General features: G+C 41.7%; 10 protein-coding genes and 2 rRNA genes. 4 read left to right on the top strand and 8 right to left on the bottom strand.

Translation table 11 applies throughout. The annotated features are described in order from the left end of the window. Positions 1-163: 163 nt before the first annotated feature. Together WH223_RS00825 and WH223_RS00820 are read left to right on the top strand one after the other, a co-directional pair. Positions 164-574, top strand: a complete 411-nt coding sequence (locus WH223_RS00825; protein WP_340045622.1) for a BrxA/BrxB family bacilliredoxin — start codon at positions 164-166, stop codon at positions 572-574. Between the two features lie 88 nt (positions 575-662). After that, entirely contained in the window at positions 663-2300 is a 1638-nt protein-coding gene (locus tag WH223_RS00820) for an amidohydrolase (protein WP_340045621.1), read from the top strand. An 83-nt stretch (positions 2301-2383) separates the two neighbouring features. Here WH223_RS00820 and lipA read toward each other — a convergent pair whose 3' ends face one another. Together lipA and WH223_RS00810 are read right to left on the bottom strand one after the other, a co-directional pair. Continuing rightward, the gene (gene lipA / locus WH223_RS00815; RefSeq protein ID WP_340045620.1) at positions 2384-3265 is read right to left on the bottom strand and encodes a lipoyl synthase; all 882 of its coding nucleotides are present in this window, start codon (positions 3263-3265) and stop codon (positions 2384-2386) included. Positions 3266-3435: 170 nt separating this feature from the next. Beyond that, complete coding sequence (locus WH223_RS00810; RefSeq protein WP_340045619.1) at positions 3436-4266, bottom strand: hypothetical protein; 831 nt, start codon at positions 4264-4266, stop codon at positions 3436-3438. A 323-nt stretch (positions 4267-4589) separates the two neighbouring features. On the opposite strand from WH223_RS00810, the gene WH223_RS00805 reads away from it, so the two are divergent. Further along, positions 4590-6839: a glycoside hydrolase family 20 protein gene (locus WH223_RS00805; protein WP_340045618.1), complete on the top strand. Its 2250-nt coding sequence runs from the start codon at positions 4590-4592 to the stop codon at positions 6837-6839. A gap of 282 nt (positions 6840-7121) precedes the next feature. After that, positions 7122-9941 (top strand): carbamoyl-phosphate synthase large subunit, encoded by a 2820-nt coding sequence (carB, locus tag WH223_RS00800; protein WP_340045617.1) that lies wholly within the window; start codon positions 7122-7124, stop codon positions 9939-9941. Positions 9942-10035: 94 nt separating this feature from the next. Here the strand turns inward: carB and WH223_RS00795 are convergent, their stop codons facing one another. The 6 genes from WH223_RS00795 to WH223_RS00770 form a co-directional block, all read right to left on the bottom strand. Then, a complete protein-coding gene (locus WH223_RS00795) occupies positions 10036-11445 on the bottom strand; it encodes a Gfo/Idh/MocA family protein (RefSeq protein WP_340045616.1) in 1410 nt (469 codons plus the stop codon). A gap of 299 nt (positions 11446-11744) precedes the next feature. Next, on the bottom strand, positions 11745-13049 hold the full coding sequence (locus WH223_RS00790; protein WP_340045615.1) for a TolC family protein: 1305 nt from the start codon (positions 13047-13049) through the stop codon (positions 11745-11747). Further along, a complete protein-coding gene (locus tag WH223_RS00785; protein WP_340045614.1) occupies positions 13050-16127 on the bottom strand; it encodes an efflux RND transporter permease subunit in 3078 nt (1025 codons plus the stop codon). Between the two features lie 10 nt (positions 16128-16137). Further along, entirely contained in the window at positions 16138-17208 is a 1071-nt protein-coding gene (locus WH223_RS00780) for an efflux RND transporter periplasmic adaptor subunit (protein ID WP_340045613.1), read from the bottom strand. A 1926-nt stretch (positions 17209-19134) separates the two neighbouring features. Continuing rightward, positions 19135-19246: ribosomal RNA gene (gene rrf / locus WH223_RS00775) — 5S ribosomal RNA — on the bottom strand. 114 nt (positions 19247-19360) lie between these two features. Then, a 23S ribosomal RNA gene (locus WH223_RS00770) occupies positions 19361-19851 on the bottom strand; the annotation flags it as partial.

Raw genomic sequence — 19851 nt, 5'->3', positions numbered from 1 at the left:
CTCAATTCAAAGTTTTAAGGTGCGCATAAAAGTTAAATCTGACATTCAGTTAAGAGTGTACTCTTGACGCTAGCTTAGAATAAAAGTATATTTGTATCCATAGCAAGAATAAACACTTGTTATACGAGAAAGAAATTATTATTTACAATTCATCTAGAAGAAAATGTATCCAGAATATTTAGTAGCACCAATGCGCCAAGAGCTTACTGACGCGGGCTTCCAAGAGTTAAAATCAGCAGCAGAAGTAGATTCAGCAATCCCTGCTGAAGGTACGGTATTTGTTGTGGTAAACTCCGTATGTGGATGTGCAGCAGCAAACGCACGTCCAGCAGCGAAATTCGCTGTTGAGAACGGTAAAAAACCAACGAAATTAGTAACCGTATTTGCGGGTATGGAAAAAGATGCCGTAGATAAAGCACGTCAATACATGTTGCCTTATCCTCCATCATCACCAGCTATGGCTTTATTCAAAGATGGTAAGTTAGTACACATCATTGAAAGACACATGATCGAAGGTCGTCCTGCACAAATGATCGCAGACAACCTAATCGCTGCATTCGACGAGTATTGTTAATCAATTTATTTTGATTTTTGAATCTAAAGGCTCTCCCATTCTTTTGGGGAGCCTTTTTTTTGTATTTTTAAGCCTAAATCTAATCGTTATGAAGCGAGCACGCATACTCGGTATCCTGGTCTTAACTTTCCTGTTTTTCAGCTGTACCAATAATAAAGAGGTAGACTTAATAGTCTTCAATGCGAAGGTATATACCGTCGATTCTCTTTTCTCAAATGCGGAAGCCTTTGCTGTAAAAAATGGCATCTTCATCGATATTGGCACGAGTGCCGAGATTAAGAAAAAATATGCGGCTAAAGAAACAATCGATGCTGAAGGCAAAGCAATTTATCCAGGCTTCTACGATGCCCATGCGCACTTCTTTATGTTGGCCGACCTACTACAACAGGTAGATCTCACAGGAAGCAGCTCTTATGAAGAAGTAATCGAGCGCGTGCGTGCCTACCAACAGAAATACCCACATAAAAAATGGATCATCGGCGGTGGATGGGACCAGAACCTATGGACCGACAAGGATTTTCCGACAAAAGACAGCTTAGACAAATATTTCCCTGAAACACCAGTTTACCTATCACGCGTAGACTACCATGCTGCCTTAGCCAATACCGCAGCGATGGATATTGCCAAGCTGGAAGAGAAAAGTGTCGTAGGTGGCCTTATCATGCGTGACAGCAGCGGTGCCCTTACCGGAATATTGGTAGACAATGCTATGAGCCTACTGACGAAACATATTCCAGAAACGAAAGAAGAAGATAGACTCGGCTATTTACAGCGTGCTGAAGACTCCTTACTATCCGTAGGGCTAACCTCGATTGTTGATGCTGGCTTAACCTTAGACCAACTCGACGACCTGAAGAAGTTCTATCAGAAAAATGCTCTTAAGATACGTGACTACGCGATGATTGCTGGAAACCCTTTAAGCATTGAGAAATTTATTCGCGACGGCTTTGTGGATACCGACCGCTTGTCGGTACGCTCGATTAAGCTAATGGCCGATGGGGCTTTAGGCTCACGAGGCGCTTGCCTACTCGACCACTATCAAGATGCTGAAACCCGAGGCTTCCTACTATATAGCCCTAAAGAGTTTGACCAGGTCATCAAAAAACTGGCAAATAGCGACTTCCAAGTAAATACACATGCTATTGGTGATTCTGCCAATCGCCTTATATTGGATACCTATGGAAAATACCTGAACGACAACAAAGCACGTAGATGGCGTATCGAGCATGCACAAATCATTGCTCCATCCGACTTTCATAAATTTGCCGAGTTTCATATTATCCCATCCGTACAACCTACACATGCCACTTCCGACATGTACTGGGCGGAGGAACGCTTAGGCCACGAGCGCATGGAAGGTGCCTATGCTTACAAAAAGCTACTTGATCAATATGGTATGCTCGCTTTAGGTAGCGACTTCCCTGTAGAGCATTTCAACCCTTTGTATGGTTTTCATGCCGCAGTAGCCCGGGTAGATAATAGCGGCTATCCAAAAGGAGGCTTTCAAATGCAGGATGCCATTAGCCGTATCGATGCCCTTCGGGGAATGACCATCTGGGCCGCATACTCTTGCTTTCAAGAAAAGAAAAGAGGCAGTATCGAGCGTGGTAAAGATGCGGACTTCGTGATTATGGATGAAGATATCATGACGGCTGCAAACGAGCGATTACGCCATATCAAAACAAACAGAACTGTTATCGCTGGTGAGACCGTATTCTTACGTTAGAAATAAAAATTTAGTCCATTAGAAAAGATAAAAAAAAGCCTTCATACAAATCGTATGAAGGCTTTTCTATATTATGAATATGCTTATTGCATATCGAACAAATGCTTCTCTGCATGGTATGAAGAACGCACCAATGGTCCAGACTCTACATATTTAAAGCCCATCTTCAAACCAATTTGTTTATATTTCTCAAACTGCTCTGGTGTGATCCACTCTACCACAGGATGGTGTCCTTTCGTAGGTTGTAGATATTGTCCAATTGTTAAAATGTGAACACCTACATTGTACAAATCTTGCATCGCTTCAACCACATCTTCTTCCGTTTCACCAAAGCCAAGCATAATACCTGATTTCGTACGCAAACCAGCTTCAGAAATACGTCTTAAACACTCTAAAGAACGGTCATATTTCGCTTGGATACGTACTTCACGTGTCAAACGGCGTACAGTCTCTAAATTGTGTGATACAACTTCTGGACGAACAGCAATAACGCGGTCCAAATTATCCCATTGTCCTTTAAAATCAGGAATTAATGTCTCCAACGTTGTTTCCGGGCTTTCACGACGAATCGCGTTGATTGTTTCTGCCCAGATTGTCGAGCCACCATCTTTCAAATCGTCACGATCTACAGAAGTGATAACACAGTGTTTAACCTGCATCAACTTCACGGAATTCGCAACGCGATTAGGCTCATCCATATCTACCGCCAATGGTCTTCCAGTAGCTACAGCACAGAAAGAACAGGAACGTGTACAGATATTTCCTAAAATCATAAAAGTAGCTGTACCTGCTCCCCAACATTCACCCATATTCGGGCAATTACCGCTTTCACATATAGTATGTAACTTATGCTCATCGACAAGACTTCTAACATGACGGTATTCTTTACCGACAGGAAGCTTTACACGCAACCAATCAGGTTTACGTTGAGTTTGAGTTACCGGAATTACTGGAAGTTCAATCATAACGCAAAGTTAAGGATTATTTGTTTAGTGCTTATCAAATAATTTGTTATTCAAATATCATAAAAAGCAAGCAGCAGCCATCCTCATTAACTTTTCTGACAAAAAGTGCACGCAGCACAAGAAAAACATTCCCCGCAGGGGAATAAAAAAACAACGTTAGTCATGTCTACTTAAAACGATGCTTTGTGGCGTAGAATGATTGTACTATTCGGAAAGTTAAATATACCTTCTTTAAAATACTTTTTTGCGCTTTCTTTTTTGTTCTCCCGCAAGTAATATTGGACCAAAAAATCATAGGCCTCTTCCTTTCCCCAGGTAGGCAGTTGCGGGTTATCAATATTTGTTTCTGGCCACTCAATAGCATTAATCAATAATTTTTCAGCCTTGTAGCCACCTCCGTATTCCGAAGGGGTATAAAAATCGAGAACAGCTTGTACATACTGTAGGCGCACATTTTTTTTATCCAGGCCTAAGCCATTCGTCAATAGATGCTCTATTTCATAATAAATATTCATTTCCTCTCCCGCTGAGGCAAAAGGAAAAGACAATCCTCTTAACAATGCCAACAACGCATAATCCTCGGCACCCTTAGTCTCATTTCTCTCCAATAGCTTGATTCCTTTTTCGTCAGATGCTTTAGCTGTCGCGCTATCTTTTTGCTGTTGTGCTACAATTGTTTTCAAGCAATTGATATACGCAATCCAATAATTATTCAAGTTAACATCTTTCCCCCCGTCTTGCTCAAGTGAAGTCTCTAAACTGGTAAGAGCCTTAACGTTCTTGTTCACAATATCATCATTAAATGCCTTTTGAATTATATACTGAATATCGTTTAATACGGTATCGTTATTAGAAAACTCCAGAATATACGCATCTATCGTATTTTTGATAAAACGACTTTTTTGTGTCGAACCACTATTTCCAGAATCTACTATTGGCCTAGACCAAGCAATCTCTAGCTGCATAAAAAGCAACCCAATCAACATACATAATGCTTTCATAAATTCTAACGTTTAAATTAGTTAGCCTACACTTCATCCAATACGTACGTTAAGAAGGTAATTACTAACCTATTCAAGATAGAACCAAAAGAAAGAAGCAGCCTCCCTAAAAAGTCAAATTACCACGACAATAAGACATACAATAGTAAACAGAAAAGGAGCTAAATGTCGGCTTCATCAGCGCCAATTTATAAACAAGAATTAGCGCGTATTTAACATCAGATTTCTGTCAAAACAAGCTTATGAAAGACTATTCAAACAATCTATGCCCCCCTGATGTTAAAATTAATGATGATATTTGTACCATCATTTAAATTAACACTATGCGGCAGCTTTTGGTATTCTGTTGGGTTTTCCTTTTCCCATTCTTAAGTTTTAGTCAACAAGTAGATCTTCCTTTAATTCCCAAACCAAATAAAATGGTTTATGGAGAAGGTAGCTTCACGCTTTCCAATACGACACCTTTGTATGTCATGGAAGGGTTTTCAAGCTTAACACCCTTACTTTCGGAATTTCCAAATCTCAAAACATTAGCTCCCGAATTGGTAAAAAAAATCAATAAGAAGCATAATCAAGGTATTCGTCTTTTCCAAGCAGAGGCAATAGACAAGCTAGAGCCCAATGCTTACCGTATTACCATTGACCATAGCGGTATTCTTATCAAAGCGCAAAATAAACAAACCATGCGTTCAGCTTTACTGACCTTGATTCAAATTGGCCTATTACAAGATAACCCACAAGAGCTTCCTGCTGTAACTATTGAGGATAGCCCACGCTTTAACTACCGAGGTCTTCATTTGGATGTATCGCGCCACTTTATGCCGTTAAGCTTTGTGAAAAAATATATTGATGTCATGGCTTTATACAAGTTTAATTACTTCCATTGGCATCTAACAGATGGCGCTGGATGGCGCTTAGAAATCAAGCAATATCCAGAGTTAACGTCTAAGGCAGCTTGGCGTACACATATCGCATGGAAAGATTGGCGTACAAATGGGCGTCAATTTATTGAGCAAGGGGCTCCGAATGCTTATGGTGGTTTTTACACGCAAGCGCAAGTAAAAGAACTTGTTGCTTATGCCGCTGAAAAAGGAATTACCATCATCCCAGAAATTGAATTTCCGGGCCACTCTGAAGAAGTATTAGCGGTATACCCAGAATTATCCTGCACAGGTATACCTTACAGCCAAGGCGAGTTTTGCATCGGCAATCCGGAGACTTTTAAGTTCATGAAAAATGTGCTCGACGAGGTATTGACCTTATTTCCTTCGGAATACATACATATTGGTGGTGATGAGGCTAATATGAAGCACTGGGAAAAATGTCCTAAATGCCAAGCGCTAAAGCAACAAGAAGAGTTAAAAGATGAACATGAACTACAAAGCTACGGCATCCGCCAGTTGGATGAATACCTACAGGCCAAAGGTAGAAAGCTTATCGGCTGGGATGAAATACTCGAAGGAGGATTAACCAAGGGAGCAACAGTCATGAGCTGGCGCGGTGAAGAAGGCGGTATCAAAGCGGCCAATGCAGGCCACGATGTTATCATGACACCGCAGACACCCCTTTACTTCGATAGCTACCAAACGGACCCACGCACCCAACCAGAGGCTATCGGTGGCTACGTAACCATTGATCAGGTATATGCCTACAATCCGGTTCCAAAAGGTGTCGATAAAGAAAATGAAAAACATATCCTAGGCGCACAGGCTAACCTATGGACAGAATATATGCCGACCTTTCAACAGGTAGAATACATGGCTTTCCCGCGCGCACTAGCGCTTGCGGAAGTAAACTGGACGAATCAAAGCAATCGCAGTTGGGATGACTTTAAAAGCCGCTTGCAGAAGCACTACAAGCTGTTGCAACAACTCGATATCAACTACTACCGTCCTTCATACAATGTAAAGTCTGAAGTAACCTTCCACCCCAATCGTATGAGCAATACGGTATCTTTAAGCTCAGAGCAGGTAAAACCTGTTATCTACTACACTACGGATGGTACGGAACCGACGCGCAAGTCTACTATCTATACAAACCCTGTCGAGCTGACAGGTTCTTTGACTTTACGTGCTGCTTCCTTTTTGGACTCTGCACGGGTAAGTCCTATTGAAGATGTAAAGCTGGATATCCATAAAGCTATTGGCAAAAAGGTATATTACAATTCACCATGGGCAGGTTATCCTGCACAAAAGGAAAGCACCTTAACCAATGGAACCACTGGAGGCTTAAGTTATCATGACCAACAATGGCAAGGTTTCACACAGCCAATTGATGTGTATATAGATTTTGAACGTAGAGAAGAGATAAAATCGGTAGCTATGCGTTTCATGCAGCTTCCAGGCCCTGGCATCTATTTTCCGGGCACCTTCAAAGTATTGCTTTCCGACAATGGAAAAAACTACCGTGAGGTTGGTGAAGTGGTGAATTATGAAGACACCAATGATCCAAAGTTGAAGTTTAAACTATTTGAGCTTAAACTAGAGAAACCATTAATGGGACGCTATGTAAAAATTCAAGCGAGCAACCCAATGCATGGTTACCTCTTCACGGACGAACTTATTATTTACTAAGCTTACACTATTTTCGCTATGCTGTGCTTAAGGTTACAAACGAATACCTTAAGCATAGCGGCGAAAAAAGAGAATAAGGCAAGAATAAGGCGCAAATAAGCAAGAACAGCATTTTATTTAGCGGGCCCTTGAAGTATTGAAAAATATTTATACATTTTATAAAAAAAAATGTAACTTTGCACTCCGACAAAGCAGTCGGAATTCCCACTCAATACAAAGGCATATTCCTTGCTTTGACAACACCAGCATATTGTATAGTTAATTTTTTGAAAAAGAAAAATAATGCCTAGAAACCCCTCCATTAATTCCGTTTTAATCATTGGTTCCGGACCTATTGTTATCGGTCAAGCCTGTGAGTTCGATTACTCAGGATCACAAGCGGCCCTTTCTTTAAAAGAAGAAGGTATTAAAGTGTCCATCATCAATTCGAACCCTGCAACAATCATGACCGACAAGGTTATTGCCGATCATGTGTATTTGTTACCATTAACATGCGAAAGCATTGAGCAAATATTGCAAGAACAAAACATTGATGCTGTTCTACCAACAATGGGAGGACAAACAGCATTAAACTTGTGTATCGAAGCGTCAGAACTTGGTCTTTGGGAAAAATACAATGTACAAGTAATCGGTGTAGACGTTGCTGCGATTGAGACAACAGAAAACCGTGAAGCATTCCGTCAGTTGATGATTGATATCGGTGTTGGCGTTGCGAACTCTAAAATTGCAAACTCTTTCTTAGAAGGTAAAGAAGCTGCTCAACAAATTGGCTACCCTCTTGTAATCCGTCCTTCCTATACCTTAGCAGGTACTGGTGGTGGTTTCGTTCATAAGAAGGAAGACTTCGATGCTGCGTTGAACAGAGGCTTACACGCTTCTCCTACGCATGAAGTACTTGTTGAACAAGCGGTACTAGGGTGGAAAGAATTCGAATTAGAGCTTCTTCGTGACACGAATGATAACGTTATCATCATTTGTACGATTGAGAACTTTGACCCGATGGGTATTCACACTGGAGACTCGATTACTGTTGCTCCAGGAATGACCCTTTCGGACAAATGTTACCAAGACATGCGTAACCAAGCCATCTTAATGATGCGTTCTATTGGTAACTTCGCTGGTGGATGTAACGTACAGTTCTCTGTAAACCCTGAAAACGAAGAAATCATTGCGATTGAGATTAACCCACGTGTTTCTCGTTCTTCCGCTTTAGCATCTAAAGCAACAGGATATCCAATTGCGAAAATCGCTTCTAAACTAGCGATTGGTTACAACTTGGATGAGTTACAAAACCAAATTACAAAAACTACATCTGCATACTTCGAGCCGACTTTGGACTACGTAATCGTTAAGATTCCTCGTTTCAACTTCGATAAATTCAAAGGTGCTAATAAAGAATTAGGCTTACAGATGAAAGCAGTAGGTGAAGTAATGGCCATTGGTCGTACTTTTATCGAGGCTCTTCAAAAAGCATGTCAGTCTTTAGAAACTAACCGTTGGGGATTAGGTGCTGATGGCCGTCAATTACGCAACTTAGATGAAATTATGGATAGCTTAGAGCACCCTAGTGGTGACCGTACCTTCCATATTAAAGATGCATTTGAATTGGGCGTACCATTAGAGTCTATCCGCAAAGCGACGCTTATCGACAAATGGTTCTTAGTACAAATTCAAGAGTTAGTACAATTAGAGACGGAATTACGTAGATACCAGCTAAACAATATCCCACGCGATTTCTTCTTAACGTTGAAACAAAAAGGATATTCTGATGCTCAAATCTCTTGGTTGTTAGGCAATGTAAGTGAAGACGAGGTTTATGACCGTCGTAAAGAACTTGGTATTAACCGTGTATATAAAATGGTAGATACTTGTGCCGCGGAATTCCCAGCACAAACGCCATACTACTACTCTACTTTCGAAGAGGAAAACGAGTCTGTAGCATCTGACAAAAAGAAAATCGTTGTTTTAGGTTCAGGACCTAACCGTATCGGTCAAGGTATTGAATTTGATTACTCCTGTGTGCATGGTTTATTAGCTGCTAAAGAAAGTGGTTACGAAGCGATCATGATTAACTGTAACCCTGAGACGGTTTCTACCGACTTCAACATGGCTGATAAATTATACTTCGAGCCTGTATTCTGGGAACATGTACGTGAAATCATTGAGCTAGAAAAACCTGAAGGTGTAATCGTTCAGTTGGGTGGACAAACAGCTTTAAAAATGGCTAAACAGTTAGAAGCATTAGGTGTGAAAATCATCGGTACTTCTTTCGAAAACATGGACTTAGCAGAAGACCGTGGTCGTTTCTCTGACTTATTAAAAGATTTAGATATCCCTTACCCTCAATATGGTGTTGCGACTTCTGCTGAAGAGGCGTTAGTTGTAGCAAACAGAGTAGGCTACCCAGTTTTAGTACGCCCTTCTTATGTATTAGGTGGACAAGGTATGAGTATCGTGATCAATGACGAAGACTTAGAAAAAGCAGTAGTGAACTTACTGAAAAGCCTTCCTGGCAATCAAATCTTGATTGACCACTTCTTAGATCGTGCTGAAGAATCTGAGTCTGATTCTATCTGTGATGGTGAAGATGTACATATCATCGGAATGATGGAGCATATCGAGCCTGCAGGTATTCACTCTGGTGACTCATCAGCTGTTCTTCCTCCATTCAGTTTGTCTGAAAATGTTCAGAAGAAAATGGAAGAATACTCGATTAAATTAGCGAAAGCTTTAAATGTAATCGGTTTATTAAATATCCAATTTGCTGTTAAAGGTGAAGATGTGTATGTTATCGAGGCCAATCCACGTGCTTCACGTACCGTTCCATTCATTGCTAAAGCTTACGATGTTCCTTACATCAAAATTGCAACTAAAGTAATGTTGGGTGTTAACAAACTTAAAGACTTCACTATCGAGCGTAAATTGACTGGATGGGCAATTAAAGAGCCTGTATTCTCCTTCTCGAAATTCCCGGAAGTAGACAAACAATTAGGCCCTGAGATGAAATCTACAGGTGAGGCAATCCGCTTCATCAAAGATTTGCAAGACCCTTACTTCAGAGATCTTGTAGCTAAAAAATCAATGTTCTTAAATGCACAATAAGCGTTAAGAACGCTATATAGAAAAATAGCCGATCATATGATCGGCTATTTTTTTTCAGGCTTTATCGGCCTTGCTCTATCCTGTTTTAATCTACTTACTTCAATTGGATATTCTCTGACTTCGCAACCTTCGGACGAATACCTGTATTACCACCACCCTTCAACGTGATATCGTGCGGCTGGTTAGTTTTCCAAGCACCTTTGGTAAAATCAGGAATCAACACATTCTTACTGTTCTTCGCTACCGATTCACCACTCAGCGGAACGATAACGCTCCACGAAGCCCCATCGTAGACACTTTGATCTAAAGGTAATCCATTACGTAAGCAATCAATCAGACGCCAGTCCATAATAAAATCCATACCACCGTGACCGCCAACTTCCTTAGCTTGCTCACCAATAAATTTCATTATTTCAGGAGAATATTTATCGTATAAATCCTTCAGCTCTTCCTCTTTCACAAAAGAGTGTCCAAAGGCAATACCTTCTTTAGGATATTTCTGTGCGTAACCTTTGGTTCCACTTAGAATATGTAAACGGGAATACGGACGCGGCGAGGTTACATCATGCTGCAAAAGAATAGTTTTTCCTTTTTCCGTTTTTATTAAGGTGTTGTTCATATTGCCACGGAATGTTTTTCCGGCAAATTCTTGAAAGAAAGAGTCCGTTTCTGCCAATTCTTGTGCCTTAGCTGCCATCTGGAAATCGGCACTCTGCATAGCAACTAAATTAGTCATTCGGTCGCCGCAGTTAATATTTAAGCATTGTGCAATAGGCCCTAATCCGTGGGTAGGATATAAATTACCATTCATACGCATGTTTTCACGTAGGCGCCACATATGGTCATATCCCTTTTTATTAAAATTTAAAGACAACAAATCATGAATATATGCACCTTCAGCATGAACGAGCTCTCCAAACATACCTTGACGAGCCATATTTAATGTCAGCATCTCAAAGAAATCATAACAGCAGTTTTCCAACATCATGCAGTGTCGCTTCGTTTGTTCCGAAACACGTACCACCTCCCAACACTCTGCTACCGTAAGGCCCATCGGCACCTCTGTTGCTGCATGGGCGCCAGCCTTCATGGCAGCTATACACATGGGCGCATGGTAGGCCCATGGCGTACATATATATACTAAATCAAGCTTCTCATCTTTCAACAGCTGCTTCCATCCATCCTCACCCGAATAGGCCTTAGCACGTGGCAGTCCTTTTTTAGTGAGTAGTTCCTGTGCTTTTTCTACACGATCATCATGTTTATCACATAAGGCAACAATCTCTGTTCCCTCAATATAGGATAGACGGTCTACCGCTCCTGGACCACGCATACCTAAGCCAATAATGGCGATACGCACCTTATCAATCTTTGGAGCCGCAAAACTACTCATATTAAATGAGGAGCTTGTTGCAGCGTTAGCCTGGTGAATTGCTGGCAGTGTAATAGCCACGCCAGATAAAAGACTCGCTTTCTTTAAAAAATCTCTTCGATTAGAATTCATACGCTTGGAAAATTATGAGTAAAGTGAAGGGGAGCCATACAGCATCCCCCTCAACCTATTCACCTATTTTAAAAAACAAAATAAACAGCCTAATACAATTACACCGATGTCTATACGAAAGACTTTTATGGCATAAATTGGTTATAGTCAACCTCATCTACCGCTGTAGTGACGTTTCCTTACACAAGTATAGAGCTATTACGATATAAAAAAAAACGAAAACAAAACGCAAACGTTTGTTCAATTTTCAAAGGGGGAAATCTACAACCTCAATAAACAAGGTTGTAGGGAAAGGACTGTTACAGAATAATCTGTCCTACAAGTTCTTTCAGTTGGATTTCGGCTAGCTTAGCTTGCAACATAGCGCTATTGTAACGAGATACCGCTTGAATATAATTCTCCTGAGCATCACGGAACTCTACCGCACTAATAGAGCCAATGGTATATTTGGCTAGTGTGATATCTAAATTCTGCTTCGCGATATCGGCATTTTTCTCTTCCAGCTTCGTCAAGGCTAAATTTGTTTGATAAGTCTCATGTGCTGTCTTTATACCTGTTTTCACCTGCAATTGTAGCTGATCAATTTGCAAAGCAGCATGATCAATTTGAAGCTGAGCAACACGTTCATTCCGGCGTTGATTGAAGCCGTCAAACACATTTAAAGAGGCTGTAACGCCATAATTCAAACCGCGGGCATTGGAACTCGCTACGAATCCTAAACTAGATTCAGAGCGCGAAAAATTATAGCCTGTATTTAAGCGAACAGTTGGGTATCGATTAGCCTTCACCTGCTTTAAATCTAACTCAGCAATACGCTTATTTATTAGAATCATCTGCAAGTCAGGATTCAACTGACTCGCTCTTTCCAATAGCTCTGCATATTGTAATTCGGAATCTATAGCTACTTCTTTTTCAACCGTAAAACTAGCGTCAAGATCACGTACCAGTAGGCTATTTAAATTGGTTTTTAAGTTTTTCACCAATTCTATCTGCCGCAGGCGCGTTGATATATCTGTGTTTAAATTAACCTGCACATTGAGGACCTCCAGCTTGGAAGCTTTCCCAATGCTATAGCGATTTTCCGCAGTACGTAAGCGTTCTTGAGATAAGACAATTGTGGAATCAAGGGCATCCAAATTATTACGCTGCTCGACAATGGTGTAATATAACGTAATCACATCCGCAATAGTAGCCAACATGGTGCGTTTCAAGTTAACATCACCCATATTTTGCAATTCCTGTAGTCGCTCATAGCGTGCAAACATGCCTAATCCATCAAAAACAGTCCACCCTAAGCTAACACCGTAATTTAAATTGTTATTCTTTGCATTTTTCAACGAACGCTTCTCGCCGTTATTTTGCACCTGAGTAGAGTTCTGTACATTATTATTCTGGGTAAGATTTGCCGTTAGCGACGGCAACATACCAGCATTACCGTAATGCACATTCTCGGTCGCTACCGCGAGCTCATTTTGTACTAAACGGACGCTAAAGTTATTTTCTAAAGCAATCGCTACCGCCTCTTTTGCGGTCAACAATTCTTGCCCTTGCAATGTCAGCAAAGGACCTAATAGGAAACCGAGTATACTTACAATCTTTCTCATCTATTCCTCTATATTATCAAATTCAGGACGATGTTTTCTTTTCTTAGACATCATCATATAAAAAGCAGGGATTACAAACAGGGTCAGCACAAGGGAGAACATGGTACCGCCAACGATTACAACACCCATCCCCACGCGGCTTGTTGAGGCTGCGCCAAATGAAAGAGCAATCGGCAATGCGCCAAGTGCAATAGCCAAGGAGGTCATCAAAATCGGGCGTAGGCGTGCTTCAGAAGCTTCCACCACAGCTTGATATTTTTCATAGCCCTGCTCCCGCAGTTGGTTTGCAAACTCTACAATTAAAATACCGTTCTTCGTTACTAATCCAATGAGCATAATGGTACCAATCTGACTAAAAATATTCCAGGTCTGACCAAATAGCCACAAAGAAAACAAAGCTCCAGCTACTGCCAATGGTACAGTAATAATAATGATGATGGGGTCAATAAAACTTTCAAATTGTGCCGCCAAAATCAGGAAAATCAATAAAACGGCTAAACCAAAGGCAAACATGGTATTCGAACCACTTTCCACAAAGTCGCGAGACTCTCCACCAAGGTCTGTCGTAAAGGATTCATCAAGCACTTTCTCCTTGATGCGCTCCATCGCCTCAATACCATCACCCATACTTTTTCCTGGTGCTAAACCTGCGGATACTGTGGCCGACATATAACGATTGTTGTGGTACAACTGTGGAGGACTGCTTTGCTCTTCCATATGCACGATATTGTCGAGCTGAATCAACTTACCTTCTTTATTCTTCACATAAATGGAAGCTAAATTAATGGGGGTAGCGCGGTCCTTACGGTCAAACTGCCCCATTACTTGGTATTGCTTACCATTCATCATGAAATATCCAAAACGCTGTCCCGACAAGGACATCTGCAACGTTTGCGCTACGTCCAATACGGAGACACCTAACGTTTGGGCTTTCGCCCGATCAATGGTAACATAAATTTCAGGTTTATTGAATTTAAGGTTCACATCTGTTATCGAGAAAGTTTGATCTTTAGCCAACTCATCCATAAACTCCGGAATCTTCTCTTCTAATTTTTGAAAATTAGGCGCCTGAATAATATATTGTATCGGAAGACCACCGCGTCTATTTACCGAGATAGTAGGCTGCTGCGACACAGAAACCTTCGCCTCAGAATAGGGACGTGTAATCTTCGATAAATAGTTAGCAATTTCCTCTTGCGAACGCCCTCTTTCCTCTGCTGGCACTAAGCCTAAACGCACCACACCGCTATTTGATGAGGCTGACCCGAATCCTGGTGAAGTGATGACTAAACTAACCTTCTTCTCCGGCACAGAATCATTAATAAGCATCGTAAGATCGGTCATAAAACGATCCATATAGTCGTAAGATACACCTTCAGGGGCTGTAGCGCGCAAACTCACATAGCTCCGATCATCATAAGGCGCTGTCTCTTTAGGCAACAAATGGAAAAAGAGATAAATCAATCCAAAACATAGCAAAAGTACAGCAAAGCTTAACCACTTAAATTTTAGAAAACCACGAAGCAGGTTTCCATACTCGGTATTCATGCGCACGAAGTAAGGTTCTGTACGCATATAAAACTTACTTTTCTTCTGCTCTCCCCCTTTCATCAGGTAAGCATTTAACATTGGCGTTAAAGTCAACGATACAAAGGCCGATATCAGCACGGCAGCGCCAATGACAATACCAAACTCTCGAAATAAACGACCTACGAAACCTTCCAAAAAGACAACAGGTAAGAATACGGCTGCTAGCGTTATAGAAATAGAAATTACAGCGAAGAATATCTCATTAGATCCTTTGATAGCTGCTGCAATAGGCGACATTCCTTCTTCTACTTTTTTAAAGATATTTTCCGTCACAACAATACCATCATCCACGACGAGCCCTGTTGCCAGTACAATTGCCAAGAGGGTCAGGACATTAATGGAAAAACCACAGAGATACATAATAAAGAAGGTGGCAATCAGAGAAACGGGGATATCAATCAACGGACGAAAGGCGATAGACCAATTACGGAAGAATAGATAGATAATTAAAACTACTAAAATAACAGCTATCAACAAAGTCTCAGCAACTTCTAGTACGGACTTCTTCACGAACTGTGTATTATCGATAGCCACCTGCATCACAAGGCCTTCAGGCAAATCGGCCTGTAATTTCTCTAAGTCTTCATAAAACTTAGCCGCTATATCTAGATAGTTGGTGCCTGGTTGTGGAATTAGGGCCAAACTGACCATGGGATATCCTGAATCGGACATCTTAGTTTCAAAATTTTCGGCCTCTAAGGCTGCTTTCCCAATATCACCTAAATATACAGTACGATTATTATCTGCTAGAACGATGATTTTATTAAACTCTTCTTCTGTTGCTAAGTTACCAATGGTCTTAACGGTCAACTCGGTATTTTGCCCAGTTAGCTTACCGGATGGCAACTCTACATTTTGACTATTTAAAGCGTTGCGCACATCCAAAACTGTTAATCCATAGGAGGCCAACTTTGCAGGGTCAATCCACAAGCGCATAGCGAATTTTTTCTGTCCCCATATTTGAACGGAACTTACGCCAGGTATCGTTTGCAATCGCTGCGCAACAACATTTTCAGCATAGTCAGAAAGATCTAAAACGTTCTTAGTTGAACTCTGTAGCGTAAGTGTAATAATAGGCTCTGAGTCGGCATCGGCTTTAGAGACAACCGGTGCTGCATCAATATCTTGTGGTAGGCTGCGCTGCGCTTGCGATACTTTGTCGCGCACATCATTTGCGGCCTCTTCTAAGTTTTTATTTAAGTTGAACTCGATATTGATATTACTAATCCCTTGACTACTGGAAGAAGAAATATTACGAATACCATCAATACTGTTTATTGCTTTTTCGAGCGGTTCTGTAATCTGTGATTCGATAATATCAGGATTGGCGCCGGCATAGCTTGTACGTACAGAGATCTGTGCTGGGTCAATCGAAGGATATTCACGCACACCTAAAAAGGTGTAACCAATAATCCCGAATAGGATTAATAACAAGTTCATCACTATCGTGAGAACAGGTCGTTTTATACTTAAGGTTGATAAACTCATGATGCTAGACTTAACGTAAGTTTACCGTAACTGAAGCACCATCGCGTAAAGACATTACACCAGAAGTCAATACGGTATCACCGTCACTCAATCCTTTAGTAATCAACACGTGGCTGTCTGTCCGTCCTCCTGTTTCGACAATTACCTCTTTAGCTTTTCCTCCTTTAGCGACGAATATCTTCTTACCGTTCTGAATAGGAATCAGCGCTTCAGCAGGCACCAGAAGTCCATCGGATAAAGTAGCTAAGGGAAAAGTGACATTTGCAAAAGTACCTGGAATGAGCTTCTGCATAGCATTTTCTGCTATAGCTTTTACCGATAAGGTACGCGTTGTAGCCTCGATAGTTGGTTCTGTCGCGTATATCTTAGCTTGAAAAGTTTCCTCTGTTCCTTGGATTGTAAAACTTACGCGTGTGTCCTTCTTCACCATGTGTGCATATTTCTCTGGAATAGAAAACAGTAACTTAACAGGAGAAAGGCTCACCAACTGAGCTACAGCAATAATAGGTGTTATATAGGTTCCTTTAGAAATATTTCGGAAACCAATGACTCCGGTAAATGGTGCGCGCACGACGGTTTTAGCAAGCTGCGCTTGAATAAGCTGAATCTGTGCTTGGGCGGTACGAAAATCTGCGGAAGCTATATCATATTCCTCCTGGCTAATGGCTTCCTTCGCTAAAAGGAGCTTCGCACGTCGCTCATTTTCGCTTGCCAAATTACTACGTGTGGTAGCTTGTGCAAGCTGAGCACGTAACTCGGCATCATTAATCGTAAATAATACTTGCCCCTTATTGACTAGACTACCTTCAGCAAAATTAATATCACCAACTATACCCGAAATCTCGGCATGCACATCTATCTGCTCATTTGCTTCAATGGATCCTGTCAATACCACAAAATCAGAAAAGGGCTGTCCCTGCACAACCATACCAAATACGGTAGATCCTTTTCCTCCACCTGAACGTCCTGATGCCGAGGCATTAGCGAGGTCTTTCTCCTTATTTTCACGAATACGATACCAAACAAGGCCTGCTAACAGCAAAATTGACAACGTAAATAGGAGGATGGTCTTCTTCTTCATAAAAGCGATTGATTGGAATTTAAAGTCTAAAAATAGGGAATAAAAGACTAGGGTTTTGTAATAATGTTATGGCAGGAAGAATGCGAAACACACGTTTTCATTTCGCCTGAAACTCATTTCTGTTCTGAATCTACCATCCGTCCAGATTGTCATGCGGCCCTTCGATAGGCTTTGGATGATTAGTTGAGGCATCATCGTGTTAGAAAGGTTTGTTTGTAAAGTCTATCATCCTCGTTTTGAACGAGGATGCGGGAGGATAGCGTTTGCAACGCTTATTGGAGTCTTTTGCTTAATTATAGCGCGTGTCCTTAGCCAGGACGGGGCTTCACCCTTTTCCTTGATGAAAAGGGTGGCAAAAATCAAGGCTGGCATACGCTGCTATCTCCCCTTGAAAATTCCGGAACAAAACTAACTCGCTGCGCTCAAACAGAGTTTTCTTCTTACGGAATTTACCGCACTACGATTTTACGCAGCAGATGCCTAGGCCTTCTTCTTAGCAACTGCAAATTAGTTATGTTTTGCGGCTCATTTTTCTTTTGCACTCCCCCATCCAAGTTGTCATGCTGAGCTTGTCGAAGCATCGTTTAGGAAGGCTTATTTGCACTGTTTATCGTCCTCATTTGAAACGAGGATGCTGGAGGATAGCGTTTTCAACGCTGATTGAGGGCTTTTCTTAATTATAGAGCGTGTCCTTAGCCAGGACATGGCTTCACCCTTTTCCTTGATGAAAAGGGTGGCAAAAATCAAGGCTGGCATACGCTGCTATCTACACTTGTAAATTCCGGAACAAAACGAACTCGCTACGCTCAGACAGAGTTTTGTTCTTGCGGAATTTACGGCGCTACGATTTTACGCAGCAGATGCCTAGGCCTTTTCTTAGTAACTGCAAGTCATTTATGTTTTGCAACACATCTTTCTTTTGTAGTTCCCCATCCAAATTGTCATGCTGAGCTTGTCGAAGCATCCTTTAGAAAGATTTATTTGCACTGTCTATCGTCCTCGTTTGAAACGAGGATGCTAGAGGATAGCGTTTGCAACGCTTAGTAAAGTCTTTTGCTCAATTATAGAAAGTGTCCTTAGCCAGGACGAGGCTTCACCCTTTTCCTTGATGAAATTGTGGCAAAAATCAAGGCTGGCACATACTGCTATCTTCGCTTGCAAATTCCGGAACAAAACGAACTGGCTCCGCTCAGACAGCGTTTTCTTCTTCCGGAATTTACGGCACTACGATTTACGCAACAGATGCCTAGGCCTTTTTCTTGGCAACTGCAAGTTATTTATGTTTTGCAGCAACCCATCCAGGTTGTCATGCTGTCCTTCGACAGGCTCAGGATGACAAATCGAAGCATCGTTTAGGAAGGCTTATTGCACAGTCTATCGTCCTCGTTTGCAACGAGGATGCTGGAGGATAGCGTTTGCAACGCTTATTGGAATCTTTTGCTTAATTATAGTGCGCGTCCTTAGCCAGGACGGGGCTTCACACTTTTCCTTGATGAAAAGGGTAGCAAAAATCAAGGCTGGCATATACTGCTATCTTCGCTTGCAAATTCCGGAACAAAACTAACTCGCTCCGCTCAAACAGCGTTTTGCTCTTGCGGAATTTACTGCACTACGATTTACGCAGCAGATGCCTAGGCCTTTTTCTTGGCAAAGCAAATTAGTTATGTTTTTGCGGCTCATTCTTCTTTTGTATAAAGCTATTCAGGTTGTGATGTTGTACTTCGACAGGCTCAGAATGACAAGTCACAGTATCGTTTAGGAAGGTTTAAGGCTGCTATATAAGGAATAACTTGCTTTACTTAAAATAAGGTGTAGCCATAGCTACTTTAGTTGCAGCATGGGGACTGCTTGCTGCTGCGTGATGATTGGGAGAAAATTAGTACAAACAAAAAGCCCCTCCAGTTTCCTGAAGGGGCTTTGTTTAAAATTAGGCACCGACCTACTCTCCCACCTGTTACGGCAATACCATCGGCTCTGGCGGGCTTGACTTCTCTGTTCGGAATGGGAAGAGGTAGACACCGCCGATATAGGCACCTGAATATCTTGATAAATAATGATAATTTATATCAACCTATTAAGGGTCTGCATTATTTAATTGACAATACTGGAAGAAAGAAGAGTAACAAAGAAGAAAACAACAGTGTTTCTATCGCTGTAGAAAGCTTCGGGCTATTAGTACTACTCGGCTTTGGTCTTTCAACCTTTACACCTATAGCCTATCAACGTAGTCATCTCCTACGACCCTATAAGGAAGTCTCATCTCGTGGCTAGTTTCGCACTTAGATGCTTTCAGCGCTTATCTATTCCGAACGTAGCTACCCTGCCGTACACCTGGCGGCATAACAGGTTCACCAGCGGTTCGTCCAACCCGGTCCTCTCGTACTAAGGTCAGATCCACTCAAACTTCCAACGCCCACAACAGATAGGGACCGAACTGTCTCGCGACGTTCTGAACCCAGCTCGCGTGCCACTTTAATGGGCGAACAGCCCAACCCTTGGGACCTTCTCCAGCCCCAGGATGTGACGAGCCGACATCGAGGTGCCAAACCTCCCCGTCGATATGAGCTCTTGGGGGAGATCAGCCTGTTATCCCCAGCGTACCTTTTATCCTTTGAGCGATGGCCCTTCCATACAGAACCACCG

This window comes from Sphingobacterium sp. MYb382 (assembly GCF_037572665.1).
Lineage (GTDB): Bacteria > Bacteroidota > Bacteroidia > Sphingobacteriales > Sphingobacteriaceae > Sphingobacterium.
Note: the sequence above shows the minus strand (reverse complement) of the source record. Positions and strands in the feature narration are given on the sequence as shown.

What these genes read in the sequence shown, in the direction of transcription:
- WH223_RS00825 (WP_340045622.1), top strand. Translation starts at nt 164, where the DNA reads ATGTATCCAGAATATTTAGTAGCACCAATGCGCCAAGAGCTTACTGAC.
- WH223_RS00820 (WP_340045621.1), top strand. Translation starts at nt 663, where the DNA reads ATGAAGCGAGCACGCATACTCGGTATCCTGGTCTTAACTTTCCTGTTT.
- lipA (WP_340045620.1), bottom strand. Translation starts at nt 3,265, where the DNA reads ATGATTGAACTTCCAGTAATTCCGGTAACTCAAACTCAACGTAAACCT.
- WH223_RS00810 (WP_340045619.1), bottom strand. Translation starts at nt 4,266, where the DNA reads ATGAAAGCATTATGTATGTTGATTGGGTTGCTTTTTATGCAGCTAGAG.
- WH223_RS00805 (WP_340045618.1), top strand. Translation starts at nt 4,590, where the DNA reads ATGCGGCAGCTTTTGGTATTCTGTTGGGTTTTCCTTTTCCCATTCTTA.
- carB (WP_340045617.1), top strand. Translation starts at nt 7,122, where the DNA reads ATGCCTAGAAACCCCTCCATTAATTCCGTTTTAATCATTGGTTCCGGA.
- WH223_RS00795 (WP_340045616.1), bottom strand. Translation starts at nt 11,445, where the DNA reads ATGAATTCTAATCGAAGAGATTTTTTAAAGAAAGCGAGTCTTTTATCT.
- WH223_RS00790 (WP_340045615.1), bottom strand. Translation starts at nt 13,049, where the DNA reads ATGAGAAAGATTGTAAGTATACTCGGTTTCCTATTAGGTCCTTTGCTG.
- WH223_RS00785 (WP_340045614.1), bottom strand. Translation starts at nt 16,127, where the DNA reads ATGAGTTTATCAACCTTAAGTATAAAACGACCTGTTCTCACGATAGTG.
- WH223_RS00780 (WP_340045613.1), bottom strand. Translation starts at nt 17,208, where the DNA reads ATGAAGAAGAAGACCATCCTCCTATTTACGTTGTCAATTTTGCTGTTA.